Source organism: Polaribacter cellanae, assembly GCF_017569185.1.
GTDB lineage: Bacteria > Bacteroidota > Bacteroidia > Flavobacteriales > Flavobacteriaceae > Polaribacter > Polaribacter cellanae.
Window position 1 is genome coordinate 3,966,137 of the sequence record NZ_CP071869.1, and the last position, 15,623, is coordinate 3,981,759.

Below are 15,623 nucleotides of genomic sequence, written 5' to 3' on the forward strand. Positions count from 1 at the left end.
TTTTAAAGTTGAATTCTTGCACCTATTAAAAAAGTACGAGCAATTGGATAGTTTGCACCTGTATTATAACCAGAAGTTAGTACGTTAGAACTGGTTCCATCTGGGTTCCAACCTCTATATTTTGTGAGCGTAAAAACATTATTTGCAGAAAGATATAGTTGAAAACTAGATACTTTTATAGCTTTTAAAACTGAAGGAGAAAAATTGTAAGCTAAGCGAATGTTTCTAAGTCTTAAATAATCGCCATTATTTTTTTCTACCACAGAAGAACTTCTTAGTTGCTTTCTCGAGTTAGAAAAGTTTCCAAAGTTTGGTTGCCCTAAAAATCCGTTTGGATTGTTGGTTGGGTGGTATCTGTTTTCAAAATAATAAGTTGTTGGTACAGAAAACCCTTCTCCAGCTTCTGTTAACGAAGCCATATCTCCGTCCATTAAAGTTCTACCAGCAACGCCTGTAAAATCGAAACTAAAATTAAAGTTGTTATAAGCTACATTTGCACCAAAACCATAGGTAAAATCAGGTAAAAAAGAACCTTTAGAAACTTTGTCGCTTGTGTTTATCTTACCATCTTTATTAATATCTTTTACTTTATAGTCTCCTGTTAACGTTCCACTAAGATGAGGTGAATTGTCTATTTCTTTTTGTGTTTTATAAACACCTTCAATTTCATAACCATATATTTCTGCGATAGATTGACCGATTTTAGTTACAAAATTTTCATCTCTACCAGTACGTATTTCCTCTTGGTCTGGGCCTAAAGCCAACACCTTATTTTTATAGGTAGTAATATTTGCATTAAAACCAATGTTTAATGCACCTAACTTTAAATTATTGGCAGAAAGGTCTATTTCAAAACCCTTGTTTTCCATCTCACCAATGTTTGCTAACACTGTATTGTAACCCGTTTGTTGTGGTACCGGTAAGTTTAGTAACAAATCTGTTGTGTTGGTTTTGTAATATGCAGTACTTATATTTAGTTTATTAAATAAACGAAAATCTAAACCAATATTTAGAGAAGAAGCCACTTCCCAGCCTAAATTTGGGTTGGGAGAAGATGTGGTAATAAATCCAGGAGCTAAAGCATCATTAAGAATATAATTAGAGTCTGTAATTAAGGCTTGCGAACCATAGTTTCCTATTTGATTATTTCCTGTTTTACCCCAACTTGCAGAAAGTTTTCCAAAGTTTAGAATGTCGTTTTCTGGGAAAAAAGACTCTTTTGTAAAAATCCAACCAGCAGATAAAGAGGGAAAACTTCCCCAACGATTATTTACACCAAACCTTGAAGAGCCATCTGTTCTAATTGCTGCACTTATTAAGTATTTTGTTTGATAATCGTATTGAATTCTCGCTAAATAAGATTCTAGTGTCCAAATAGAAGAGTTGTAATCTGCAGAATACGCACTAGCACCAGCAATGTTTTGAATGTTATCATCTGGATAGCCTGTTCCTGTTACTTTTGTAAAATTGTTAAACTCTTTTTGAAATGTATGTCCTGCTAAAATATCAAAACTATGGTTGTTGATTTCTAAACTATAATTTAGTGTGTTTTCTACTAAATAATTATAACGAAATTGCTTTGTTTCTTGCCCATTTGCATCGTTTCTTGGAGCAGGTCTTCTGTAAGAACCAACATCAGAAGGATAGTAATAATTTTTATTATAGGCATCGTAATCTCCACCTAAAAGTAATTTATAAGTTAAATTATTTAAAATTTTTGCTTCTACAAACATGTTTCCAAAAACTCTAAACCTTTTTTTATGGTCTATTACCTTTGTTGAGGTTGCAAGTAAATTTTCTACAGGAGTACCATTAATACGAACGCCTTCTAACTCTCTTTGTTCGCTAATAACCTGTTCACTAATATTTAGACTTCCGTCTGTTTTATAAGGACTGTAATAAGGAAAACTTAATGGAAGTAAACCTAAAGCACCAGAACTTCTACTTCCTTGGTTTTTGGAATTTAGTATGGTAAAACTTGGGTTTAATAGAATACCAAATTTAATTTTATTATTAATCTTAGAGCTTAAATTAAACGAAGCAGAATAACGTTTTAAATCGGTTCCAATTACAACACCTTCTTGATTAAAATATCCTAAAGAAGCGTAATAATTTGTTTTTTTGTTACCTCCAGATGCAGCAAGGTTGTAATTGTACATGGGAGCAGTTCTAAAGGCGACATCCATCCAATTTGTATTTGTTAAACCTGTTTGTCTATTTAAATAAGGTTGTAGAAAATCTAAATTTAATTCACGACCATCGATATTTCTACCATTCAGTTTTTTGGTAACTCTTACACTATTTGGGTCAGAAGCACTTCTATTGCTAGGGTCTTTAGAGACATAGCCCCAATCTCTAGCTTCTTTTAAAAATTGTGCATGTTGGTAGGCGTCTACTAATTCTACACCAGAACTTTGTTGTTGAAAACCAACGTAAGTATCTAAAGTAATTTTAGTTTCTTGATTACTTTTGCCCTTTTTAGTGGTTACCAAAACAACTCCGTTTGCTGCTCTAGAACCATAAATAGCAGCAGAAGCAGCATCTTTTAAAATACTAATATTTTCAATATCGTTTGTGTTGATAGAGTTTAAAGAACTACCTTCAGATAGGGGAAAACCATCGACCACAATTAGTGGATTTGTACCCGCTGTTAACGTTCCAACGCCTCTAATGGAAATATTTGAAGATGCACCAGGTTGCCCATTGCTTTGGTTTACAACTACTCCAGATATTTTACCAGCTAATTGTTGGTCTAAAGATACAGAAGCCACTTTATTTAATTGCTTTGCATCAATTTTGCTAACAGCTCCAATAACCTTAGCTTTAGACTGTTTTCCATAACCAATTACAACAACTTCTTCTAGTTGACCAGCATCTTCTTTTAGCTTTACTACAATTTGTTTTTTATCTTTAATGGCCACTTCTTTTGTAGTATATCCAATATAAGAAATAACAAGCATAGCATTATCATTAGCTACTTCTATAGAAAAATTTCCGTCAAAATCACTTTCAGTACCTTTTGAGGTTCCTTTTATGTGTATACTGGCACCAGGTAAAGGATTATCTACATCATCAGTAACCAACCCAGTAATAATTTGCTGTATCTTTTCTCTTATTTTATCAATAGGTTTTCTTTTGATTATTATGGTATGGTTTTTTATTATTTCGAAAGTAACATTCTTATTAGAAAGGCTATTTTTTAAGAGTTCAGTTATTTCAATTTCTCCTTTTTTTACTCTAACTTTAGGTGTTTTTTTGAATAAATTTTTAGGATATACAAAATTAAAATCACTTTGTGTTTTTATGATTTTAAATACTTGGTCGATAGTTATTTCTTTATCACTTTCGATATAAACCTTGTTTTGTGCAATTGTGTTTTTAACGTTGAAACTAAAAACGGTTGTGCACATTAAAAAGATAAAGGTTTTCATAATTACTTTGAATAATTGTTTCCTACATAAGAAACTAAAATTAATAGGACTAAATTTCATAAGTTTGCATGTGTTAGTTAAATATTTATTTTTAATTGATACGTGATTACTGGGAATGAAGTTGTTGACACCTCGAAATGTTTATACTTCGTTCCTTTTTTTTATTCTAAAATTATTTTTTTATCTATTATTTTAAAGTTTTTAATTGTTCCGAAATTTTTAATACTGTTTAGGATGTCTTCAATTTGTTGTTGTTTTCTTAAAACTCCAATGAATTCTTCATTTTCTATTTTTTTATTTTTTATTATAATATCTACATCATACCAACGAGATAGTACTTTCATCATTTCTTTCAAGGATTTATTATCAAAGCTAAACAAGCCATCTTTCCACGAAATTTCGTTGTAAACATCTACTTTTTGCGTGGTTAGGGTGTTTGTTGTAAGATTGTAGTTTAATTGTTGTTTTGGAATTAATTGTTGTTTTCTATCATTTATATTTATTAAAACTTTACCTTCTACTAAAGTGGTGTAAATATTTGTTTCATCTTTATAGGCTTTTATATTAAATTCCGTTCCTAAAACATCTATTTCTTGTGCGCTATTAATTACCTTAAATTTTGCACCTTTGTGTTGTGTACTTGGTGAAACAACAAAATAGGCTTCACCATATATTAATTCAACTTTTCGTGTTTTTTCTTCTATAAATGTAACTGGGTATTTTAATTGTGTTTCGGAGTTTAACCATACTTTGGTGTCGTCAGATAATTTTAGAAAAAATTCTCCACCTCTAGGAATTGTTAAATAGTTGTATGCAATTTTTGTAACTTTTTGTTTCTTATTTTTATAAAATAATTTTTCGCCATTACTATTTGCATTTTTTGTTGAAAAAGAGGCTCCTTTTTCTAACAGGATAGAAGTTCCATTTGCCAAAGTTAGTGTGGCTTTATTGCTACCAGGAATAATGATTGTATCAACTTTTTTAGAAATATGTTTCTCTGTAACGTTATTAAACGAACTGTTTTTATAAAAATAACTCGTAGCTAAAACTCCCACAAACATTGCTGCAATAGCGTATTTAAACCAATTTTTTTTAAACAGAGGTTTGTTTGTCCTGGTCTTTTTTTGGATTTTTTCTCTTTTTAGAATGATATTTTCCCAAGCTTGTTCTTTATTAATGGTTTCGTATTTGGAAAGTCTATCTGCCACTTTTTCAAAATCTATTTTTTTTGAAGATGGATATTCTTTATACAGCTCTTTTAAGGCTATTCTTTCTTGAGCCGTTAATATTTTCAGCTTCTTCTTAATTATAAGATTCGATATTTTTAAAATATCTTTCATACTACTTGTTGTTTTATATAGAACAACAAAGTTTTAAAATGGTACTATTAGAAATGTGTTTTTTTTTGAAGAACTAATTAGTTTATTGCCAAATAATAAGAAGTAAATAGTGTTTTCCAGTTCTCTAAACTGTTCTCTTAAAGTCTTGTAGGCTTGAGATTTAAGGGTTTTTACGGTTTGTAGTTTAATGCCTAAATTTTCTGAAATTTCATTATTTTTTATACCTTTTAAGCTAAGTTTTATAATTTCTTTCTTACGGTCGGATAAAGTTTCTATTGCCTGATATAATTGTTTTACAATTTCTTCTTCTAATATGTGTTTAAAAAACAAATTATCGTCATGTAGTGTCTTAATTGTATTTAAAGAATGTTTGTCTTTTACTTTATAATGTTTAATTACATTGTAACATTTATTACGAGTTACTTTGTACAAGTAAGACTTAAGAGATATATTGTCTGGGAAGGTTTGTTCTTTATTCCATAAATCGGCAAAGATATCTTGTACTAAATCTTCGCTAGTTTCTTTTAGAGGTAAAAATCTTGTTGCATAAAGAACTAATGCTTCGTAATTATCATCGAAAATTTGTTTAAAATTCTCTTTAATATGTATACTTTTTGTTGCTACCAAGAAAAATTAAGATATTAAATTAGTAATTATAGTGCTACAAATTACAATAAAATAATTACATAAACTTACAATTGGTGTATTAAGATTAGGTAAACTATTTTTTAAAGTATAGTAAAGTTGTTAAAAAATGAATTGTAGTTTTTATCGTAATATTTTAATAGAAAATACTATTTTTTGCAATATTATTAAGTTGGTAGTAAGCTATAATAGTATCTAAATTATAAACTGTTTTTCCATTTTTTACAAAAATAATTAACTGATATTTAATTGTTTGTTTACTTCTGGTACAGCTTACCTAACATTAAAAATAAGATGCTTTCAATTTTAGTTCCAAGAGTTTTTCTTAAAATTTTAAAGGCTTTTGTTATATGCGCTTCTACCGATTTTATTGAAATATTTAAATATTCTGCAATTTCAATATTGGTAAGTCCTTCTTTTTTACTTAATAAAAATGTTTGCTTACATTTATGAGGTAAATTATCTATTTCTTTTTTTACAATATTAATTTGTTTTGCTAGAGGTTTATCATCATATTCTTCAACAATACAAGAAAGAGCATCAATATATTTTTTTTCAAGAGTACTAACCTTTTTATTTTTTCTGTATTGATTGATAAATTCGTTGTAAACAGATTTGTATAAATAACTTTTCACAACAAAATTATCTTTCAGTTTATGTCTATTTTTCCAAATACTTACAAAAACATTTTGAACAATATCTTCAGCTAAGTCAGGATTATTGTTTAAACTACAAGCATAAACACAAAGTTTTTTATGGTATGATGTAACCAAATAAGCATATCCTATTTCTTCTCCTTTTTTTAAGGAACTTATTAAATCGATATCATTTGAAAAATTGACTTTCATTTTGTGAAATTTAACTTTATTTTAATACGAATGTAGAAAAAAAGTTATTCAAAGAGTTAGGGTTAAGCAAAAAAATAACGTTACATAGGTATATAGTTCACTTAAATGGTTCCAGAGAAAATTAAAAATATTATTGTAAAGTACCTAGGTAATCAGGCTTTTAGTTCAGAAATAGAAGAATTGGAGAAATGGCTCGAGAAAGATGATAACGAAAAATATTTCACTGAATATGTTAAAGTCAATTTTATAATTGATCTTAATTTTAAAAAGTTTAACACTTTAAATTCGGAAACAAAATTATTAAATCTTATTTCCAGAGAAAAGAAAATGCAGAGATTAAGAAGAGTTAAATTGTTTTACAGGTATGTTGCAGTTATAGTAGTTTTTTTCTCCTTAGCTTACTTCTACACTAAAAAAGAAACAATAAATACTGCTCAGCAAAATATCACATTAAAAATGGATAATGGAAATATTAGGGTTGTTGAGGAACAAGAAAATGCTAATATAAAAGATAAAGACGGAAATGTATTGGGGAGTCAAAAAGGAAATGTTATTGAGTACAATCCTAAAAATAAAATAGAGAAACTTGTATATAATACTTTAACGGTTCCCTATGGAAAACGTTTTGTTGTAAAGTTATCTGATGGCACAAAGGTGAATTTAAATGCAGGTACCTCTTTAAGGTATCCTGTAAAATTTTTAAAAGGTAAAAAAAGGCAAGTATTTATTGAAAATGGAGAAGCCTTTTTTAACGTGACTAAAGATAAAAAACACCCTTTTATAGTAAGTAATAAAAATTTAAATATAAAGGTTTTAGGAACAAAATTTAATGTAAGTTCTTATCCAGAAGATAAAAATATAGCTACAGTTTTGGTAGAGGGTTCAGTAAGTTTATATGTTTCTAATGATATTTATGAACCTAAAAAAGCTACATTATTAAAACCAGGTTATAAAGCAGATTTTAGTAAAAAGAAGGCCTCTATTAGTATAGAAAAAGCGGATGTAGAAGTATGTACAGCTTGGATTGATGGAAGAATTATATTAAAACACATGAAGTTTAATGATATTATAAAAAAGTTAGAACGCCATTACAATGTAAAAATAATTAATAATAATAAATTTTTGGGAGAAGAATTTATTACTGCAACATTTGATATTGAAACAATAGAGCAAGTATTTGAAGCAATTAACGAATTACATCCTATCAAATTTAAAATAAATAAAAATCAAATAATAATTAACTAAAACAATTAAAAATAGCCGATGAAATAATCACTTTTAACTTAATAATGAAAGCAACATTATTTATAATAAAAAATCGAAAGATGCTGCAACACCTTCCGATTAAATAATGTGACTAAAATTAACTAATCACTTAATACACTACAAAAATATGAAAAAAGTAATAAGGTTAAGAGTAAAATATTCTTTTCCAATAAAACTTAATTTAAAAATGAGAATTACTTTATTTTTATTAATAGTATCTCTTTTTCAACTTCAAGCCAATGAAATTAATGCACAAAAAACAAAAGTTACGTTAAATTATGCTAATGTTAGTTTAGAAACAGTACTCAATAAGATAGAATCTGTTACAAAGTTTAAATTTATTTATAAGGATAAAGAAATAGATTATTTGCAAAAAGTATCGGTTAACGCTAAAAAAGAGGTTTTATCTAAGGTATTACAAAATCTACTTTCAAAATTGAAAATTTCCTTTTCACTAAAAGGAAAACAAGTTGTTTTAAAACCTAGTAAAAAAACTTTACACACTGGTATTCTAAAAAAACAAAAACAACAAGAACAAATTACAGGTAAGGTAGTAGATGAAAATAACCAACCGATACCTGGGGTTAGTATTTTTGTAATGGAAACGAAAAGAGGTGTGGTTTCAGATTTTGACGGAAATTATACCTTAAAAATAACCAATGCTTCAGAAAAAACACTAAAATTTAGTTTTTTGGGCTATGTAACAAAAAAGATAACTATAGGCAACCAAAAAGTTATTAATGTAACCCTAAAAGAGGCTACCAATGCTTTAGATGAAATTGTGGTTACTGGGTATCAGGAAATTAAGAAATCTCGAACAACAGGATCTTTTGCTAAAATAAATAATGTAACTTTAGAAAATATTCAAACCTTGGGTATTATTGAAAAAATTGAAGGTTTAGTTCCTGGGCTAATTTCCGATAGAAATGGTAGGTTGGTACTTAGAGGTGTGTCTACATTTCGTAGTGGAGATTCCTCGGAACCACTAATTGTTTTAGATAAACACCCTATAGAACCAGAACTTCTTGAGACTATTAATCCAGATGATATAGAATCTGTTACAGTTTTAAAAGATGCTGCTGCAGCATCTATTTGGGGAGCACGTGCTGCAAATGGAGTTATTGTTATTGTTAGTAAAAAAAACAAAAAAGACAATAGTCCGTTGGCTATAAACTTTTCAACTACTATTACATTTCAAAAAAGACCAGATCTTACTCAGTCTTCGGGTTCAACTTCGGCATTACTCGAATTACAAGAGCATCAAGCAAAAAACGGTTGGGCTTCTACAAATTTTTTACTCCCTAAAGGTTTTGCTACCTACAAATCGTTTTTTGATGGTAACATTTCAGAATCAGAGAAAAACAATATTATAAATAATTTAAAAAAAAATGATTTAAGAAAAGAGTTTTCAAGATACTTACTTCGTAGCCCAATCCGTAAAAACTATAATATATCTGCTTCTGGTAGTAGCGAAAAAAATGCTTACTATTTTTCAACTAGTTTTAATGATATATTAACTGAAAACCAAGGATTTAACGATGAGCGAATAAACCTTAATGCTAATAATGTATTTTACATAACCCCCAATTTTAAAATAAATACAGGCGTAACTGTATATATTAAACGTGAAAAATTAAACGGGTATAAAAACTTTGAAACTGTGGCAGTAGATCAGTATGAAAGAATATTTGATAAAAATGGAAATTATACTTCAGTTAAACTTGCGGAAAACCAAAAAACGGGTTTAGTTCTTCCTTATGATTGGAAATATAATCTAAAAAAAGATCAATTAGAATTTAATAAAACGAGTAATGATAATACTTATAGGGTGAATTTTGGTTTAGATTACAATATTAAAGACTATTTAAATTTAAATATAAATTACCAATATAATCATTCACAAACAGTATTTAAAGACTTAAATAATGAAAACACCTATTTCACTAGAAATCTATTAAATGATTATACTTCGCTAAATAATGATGGAACCAGTGTAAATAATATTCCTTTAGGATCTATATTAGATGAAACAAATTCAAGTTTTAAGTCTCAAACCATAAATGCACAAATAAATTTTAAAAAAAGATTTAATAAGCATGATATTGTTTTCCTTGCAGGGGCAGAAGTCAGGCAGGTTGTAGCAGAATCTTCTCTGAACAGGATATATGGCTACAACCCAGAATCATTACGAATAGATAACCATATAGACTATACCTCAAAAATTCCATTAGCTTCAAATCCTTTTGGAGTAAGTAATACAATACCATTCGTACAAGGGGTGTCGTACAACGAAAACAGGTATGTTTCTACCTATTTTAATTTAGGGTATAGTTATGCCGATAAATATAAACTCTCAGGAAGTTATAGGTTAGATGATTCTAATTTATTTGGTGCTTCACCAAAATATAGAAACATTCCATTATGGTCCGTAGGTTTGGGATGGAACATAACAAAAGAAGATTTTTTTAATAGTAACGTAATAGATAATTTTGTTTTAAGAACTACCATAGGTACTGGAGGAAATATAGATAGAACCACAAGCCCTTTTACTATTTTAAGAAACAGTTCTAATTTTAGAGCGTCTGGAAATAGATTGCCATATGCTTACCTACAAAGTCCACCAAACCCTACACTGCGTTGGGAAAAAACAACAACGCTAAATTTAGGATTAGATTTTTCGATATTAAATAGAAGGCTCTATGGCTCTGTAGAATATTACGAAAGAAAAAGTGTAGATTTATTAGCAAATAAAGAATTTAACCCAACCTACGGAATCGATTTTGCCTTATATAACGTTGCGGAAATGTCTAATAAAGGGGTGGACATTAATTTAAATGCAGTAATAATAAAAAAACCATTTAATTGGACATCAACTTTAAATTTTAGTACAAATAAAAACAAAGTTGAGTCTGTGAGTTTTGACAATGAAAATTTTAACTCATACATAAACAATAGTCCAAGAGTAGGTTTACCTTTAAGACATCTGTATAGCTATAAGTGGGCAGGTTTATCAAACGAAGGGTTTTCTCAAGTTTTCGACAAAGATGGAAACATTATTTCTTATAATGATAATAGAACTTTCGAAATTGAAGATTTAACCTACAGTGGTGGGGTAGAACCAAAAGTTTATGGAGGGTTTGTAAATTCTTTTACATACAAGAACTTTTCATTATCAACAATATTTACTTATAAATTTGGGTATAAGTTTAGAAAATCATACTTTGATTATATTGACTATGCTAATAGAATTCCAGACTTTGTTCCTAAAGAATTTGAAAATAGGTGGCGTAAACCAGGGGATGAAAACATAACAAATGTACCCAGACTTCCAGATGATAATGCAGATTTAATATCTAAAAATAATACATTTTATATAAATGGCTCCCAAAATATTTTAGATGGTTCTCACATTAGATTTAAGCAAATAAATCTTTCCTATCGTCTTCCTAAAAGTGTTACAGAAAAACTAACCATTCAATCCTTAAAGTTTGGTTTTCAGGTAAGAGATTTGGGTGTAAAAGTATTTAATAGTGAAAGAGTAGATCCAGAAAACAATAGCTTTAATGTAGGGTACATACCTATACAACCCGAGTATACTTTTAGTGTAAATGTAAACTTTTAATTAAATAAAATATGAAAACATATATATATTCAGTCTTATTTATATTCTTACTTTCTTGTAGTAAAGATTATTTAGACATTGTTCCAAAAGGATTTGTAATGCTTACTAAAGTCGAAGATTATAGGTTAATGTTAGACCAGATAGACAGGAAAGGTGATTCAAATGGTTTTTTTTATTGTAGTGATAATGACCAATATTTATCGGACGAGGTAAAAATAACAGATGATTATAACAAAGTTTCTCCTTCGAGATATAATCGTAAGTCTATAAACCAATATTTATGGAAAGATAATAGTGTGGAAATAAATCAGAACTTTAGAGATTTAGATTGGGATGCGCTATTCAACCAAATATACATTAGTAACATTGTTATTAACGGAGTTCTAGGTGCAAAAGGTAAAGTTAAAATAAAAGAACAACTATTAGCGGAAGCAAAAACTCACCGAGCTTATGCGTATTTAGTTTTAGTTAATTTGTATAGTAAGCATTATAACCCAACAACTTCCAATGCAGATTTAGGCGTTCCTTTATTAACAGAAGCTATTCTTGAAGGTTCTTTAAAACGAGCAACTGTTCAACAAACTTATGATTTTATTTTAGAGGATTTAAAAACTTCTATTAAAGCTTTACCAGATTTTCCAGAATGGAACCATAGGCCATCAAAAGCATCGGTCTATGCTCTCTTAGCTAGAACATACTTGTATATGGGCGATTTTAATAAAGCACTTACTTTTTCTAATAAGTCTTTAACCATTTATTCATCGTTAATAAACTATACCCAATTACCTGCAACTTCAATTGTTTCTTTATATCCGAACTTAGTGAGTTTTCCGACATATCATGAAAACACTGAAGTTTTATTAGCTAAAGGAAGGTTGTCAGTTGCATATTTGCCAACCGAACTTAGCGATACGCATTTGGCTCTTTTTGATACTGCAAATGATATAAGATATAAGGGGGTTTTTGCTAAAGACTTTGTAGCTCCTAGTTTTATTACGGTGGCTTTTGATGGCCAATTAGGGCAAGGTATTAGATTAATTGGCCCAAGTGTTCCAGAAATGATGCTAACAAAAGCAGAATGTCTTGCTAGACAAGGAGACATTACTGCACCCATAGATATAGTTAACGATTTACGAAAAAAAAGAATTGAGAATGTTGTCGATTTAGGATACCCTGCAACTAGTAACGAGGCTTTAAGAATTGTAAAAGATGAAAGAAGAAGAGAATTTACCAATAAAGGACTGAGGTGGTATGACATAAAAAGATATAACGTTTACGACAATGCCAATATTACATTAACCAGAACGTATAAAGGAGAAACACAAACCCTGGCTCCAGGAGATAATAGATGGGTGTTTCCTATCGCAAAAATATATACATCTTTAAATCCAGAATTAGAACCTAATCCTTAATAATTTGCCTAAACCATTTAAAGAGTTGCTTATTTATTATTTTTAAGCTATTTTACTCTAATAAGATAATAAAGTAATTTAAAAGAAAACACATGTTAAAAAAAGTCTCGATTTTTTTGTTAATTATCGTTCTTGGATGTAAAAACCAACTACCAATATCTGAAAGTTTAGAAAAAAAACAAACTTCTGGAGTTTTTCTGAGCTATATAGACGCTTCAATAAAACCTGGAGACAACTTTACAGCCTACGTGAATGGTAATGGTTTACAACCCAAAATGGTAGAATTTTATAAATTTACAAGAAGTATAAATTCAAATATTATCAGTTCAGTTATTTCAAAACAAGGTTCTTTAAGCTCAGATGAACAAAAAATAAAAGACTTATATCAATCATTTATTAACTTCAAGAAAAGAGATAGCATAGGAGTTTTACCTCTAAAACAGGAATTTTCTAAGATAGACGCCATTAAAACAACTTCTGGTTTAATGGCTTACTTTGCATATGCAAATATATATGGGTATGAAGTTCCACTAAAAATAAATGTAAATAACAAGAAGCAAATCTTATTGGAAAAAGGAGGTTTGCAATTAGGAAATTCTAGAATTTATGTTAACACAGACAATAAAAGATATAAAAATTATATAAAAAATCTTTTTACAAAAACTGGATTTTTTTTTGATGAAAACACTATTTCATCTATTGTAGAATTAGAAACCAAATTAGCGAAAATACATCAAAATATAGATAATAAAAGTTCTAATGAATCTACTGTTTTTACATTAAATAAACTCAATAATGTAGTACCTAAAATTAATTGGGATAGATATTTTAAAGAAGCTTTTTTAAGTATGGAGGTTAAAACAGTTGTATCTTCACAGGAATATTTACAAAAACTTGCAGGCCTAATTGAAATTACAGAATTATCAGTATGGAAGAGTTATTTAAAATGGGCTCTTTTATTTAAAGGTGCTACATTTTTAAATAAGTCTATTTACAATGCTTACGCTAGTTTTTATGGAATTAATATCTCTGAAAATTTTAATAGAGAAGCAGTACGCTGTATAAAAGATAATTTACAAGAATTAATTAGCAAAAAATTTGTAAAAACATACTGTACAGATAAAGTTAAAAAGCGAGTAGAAGATATTGTTTTAAACATCCAGAAAGCTTATGTTTTAAGAATTAAGAAATTGGACTGGATGAGTAGTAAATCGAAAGAAGAAGCTCTTGATAAACTTAAAAAACTTAGAAAAATTATAGGTTATGTTGATAATTGGACAGATTATAATGATTTAGTAATTACGCCTAACAACTTGTATGAAAATATTAGGCAACTTAATTTATTTAACTATAAACAAAGCCTTACTAGGTTGTTAGAAGATAGTATTAATAGTAACTCAAAAAGATTTTCACCATTAATACCCAATGGTTATTTTATGCCGAGTGAAAATAAAATATGGATTTCTGCGATGCTATTTAGTAGCCCTCCTTATTTTACAGAATCAGCAGAAGAAGCCATAAATTATGGAGCTATCGGTGCTGTAATAGGTCATGAACTTGGTCATGCTTTTGATTCTAATGGGAGTTTATATGACAGTAAGGGTGTTAAAAGAGATTGGTTAGTAAAAGAAGATAGGCAGAAGCTTAATAAAAAAATGGATACCCTTGTAAAACAGTACGATGCATATGAGATAATACCAGGTCATTATGTAAACGGAAAAGAAACACTAGGAGAAAATTTAGCCGATTTAACAGGGTTAAGTATGGCAATAGAAGCATATAAAAGATTACGTAAAGATGATATTATTATTGATGGTTTTACATCTTTACAACGTATTTTTATTGGCTATGCATCAATTTATGATAATGTTAGCAATAATAAGTATTTTTTAAACAACCCCCAAAGTAAATATCCTCCATCCAAATTTAGAGTAAATGGTGTAGTAAGAAATATAGACGAATTTTATGAAGCTTTTCAAGTAAAACCTACTGACTCTCTTTATCTTTCCCCTAATAAGAGACTTAAAATATGGTAATTTTTGTGCAAAAAACAGTTCACTTTTGTAAAATGTTCAGAGCAAAATCATACTTCATAATTTAATCGACATTTTTCTTATGAACCTAATAAAAAAACAAGGCATTCAGGTAAAAAAGATTTAAAAATGGTTTGGAAAGATAAATATCTGCTAAAAAATATCCAGTATAAGAGTATGATTTTTCTCAGAAGCTAAAATTACCAAAATGTTAAATTTGGTTATTTTTTTATATCTTTAGCAAAATTTTAAACATTTATTTTTGATTAAATGGATACTGCATCTTTGTTTAACTATAATGAAAACTTAAAAAAAAATGGAAATGAATCATTTTTTTTTAAGGAAAAGAAAGTTATAAATGGTGTCTCAGATTTACAATTATGGCAAGAGTTTAAATCTGGAAGTGAGTCTGCATTTGCTACAATATATAAAAACCACGCAGCAAAACTATATAGCTATGGTTTAAAACTGGTAAGAAATGAAGATTTAGTAAAAGATTCTATACAAGATTTATTTGTTGATATTTGGAACTCTAAAGATAAATTAGCAAATGTAACTTCTATAAAAGGATATTTATACAAATCAATTAGAAGAAAATTAATAAGAGAAGCTACAAAGCAAAGAAAGTTTTTCGATAATACTAAAGATATAAGTAATCTGTTAAGTTCAACACCATCTGCAGAGTTTAACCTTATTGAAAAGCAACATTTTGATCGTGATTGTAAAATATTAAAAAAACATATTGCTACTTTATCGCAAAAGCAAAAAGAAATTATTCATTTAAAATTTTATGCCAACTTAAGTTACGAAGATATAATGGAGGTAATGTCTTTAGATAAAAAAGCCACCTACAACTTAATGTCTCGAACAGTAAAAATTCTTCGTAAACAAATGAAATTTTCTCTTATTTTTCTAATGCTCTTATTTTCTTTTTAAGTTCCACAAACTTCACATTTATTTCTTCTTTTTTTTTCTACAAAAGAAACATCTATTTTTAAGATAATTTTAAACATCATAAAAAAAAAC

General features: G+C 28.5%; 9 protein-coding genes. 5 read left to right on the forward strand and 4 right to left on the reverse strand.

From position 1 onward, the window contains the following. Positions 1-2: 2 nt before the first annotated feature. The 4 genes from J3359_RS17460 to J3359_RS17475 all read right to left on the reverse strand — a co-directional run bounded on the left by J3359_RS17460 (position 3) and on the right by J3359_RS17475 (position 6,264). On the reverse strand, positions 3-3,431 hold the full coding sequence (locus J3359_RS17460) for a SusC/RagA family TonB-linked outer membrane protein (protein ID WP_208078412.1): 3,429 nt from the start codon (positions 3,429-3,431) through the stop codon (positions 3-5). Between the two features lie 161 nt (positions 3,432-3,592). Beyond that, positions 3,593-4,771: a FecR family protein gene (locus tag J3359_RS17465; RefSeq protein WP_208078413.1), complete on the reverse strand. Its 1,179-nt coding sequence runs from the start codon at positions 4,769-4,771 to the stop codon at positions 3,593-3,595. A gap of 33 nt (positions 4,772-4,804) precedes the next feature. Continuing rightward, positions 4,805-5,398 (reverse strand): sigma-70 family RNA polymerase sigma factor, encoded by a 594-nt coding sequence (locus tag J3359_RS17470; protein WP_208078414.1) that lies wholly within the window; start codon positions 5,396-5,398, stop codon positions 4,805-4,807. A gap of 275 nt (positions 5,399-5,673) precedes the next feature. Next, positions 5,674-6,264, reverse strand: coding sequence for an RNA polymerase sigma factor (locus J3359_RS17475; RefSeq protein WP_208078415.1), 591 nt, complete (start codon positions 6,262-6,264; stop codon positions 5,674-5,676). A 105-nt stretch (positions 6,265-6,369) separates the two neighbouring features. On the opposite strand from J3359_RS17475, the gene J3359_RS17480 reads away from it, so the two are divergent. The 5 genes from J3359_RS17480 to J3359_RS17500 all read left to right on the forward strand — a co-directional run bounded on the left by J3359_RS17480 (position 6,370) and on the right by J3359_RS17500 (position 15,533). Then, positions 6,370-7,509, forward strand: a complete 1,140-nt coding sequence (locus J3359_RS17480; RefSeq protein ID WP_208078416.1) for a FecR family protein — start codon at positions 6,370-6,372, stop codon at positions 7,507-7,509. 148 nt (positions 7,510-7,657) lie between these two features. Continuing rightward, complete coding sequence (locus J3359_RS17485) at positions 7,658-11,152, forward strand: SusC/RagA family TonB-linked outer membrane protein (protein WP_208078417.1); 3,495 nt, start codon at positions 7,658-7,660, stop codon at positions 11,150-11,152. An 11-nt stretch (positions 11,153-11,163) separates the two neighbouring features. Then, entirely contained in the window at positions 11,164-12,564 is a 1,401-nt protein-coding gene (locus J3359_RS17490) for a RagB/SusD family nutrient uptake outer membrane protein (protein WP_208078418.1), read from the forward strand. Positions 12,565-12,656: 92 nt separating this feature from the next. Further along, the gene (locus J3359_RS17495; RefSeq protein ID WP_208078419.1) at positions 12,657-14,600 is read left to right on the forward strand and encodes a M13-type metalloendopeptidase; all 1,944 of its coding nucleotides are present in this window, start codon (positions 12,657-12,659) and stop codon (positions 14,598-14,600) included. Positions 14,601-14,867: 267 nt separating this feature from the next. After that, the gene (locus J3359_RS17500) at positions 14,868-15,533 is read left to right on the forward strand and encodes an RNA polymerase sigma factor (protein WP_208078420.1); all 666 of its coding nucleotides are present in this window, start codon (positions 14,868-14,870) and stop codon (positions 15,531-15,533) included. Positions 15,534-15,623: the final 90 nt, after the last annotated feature.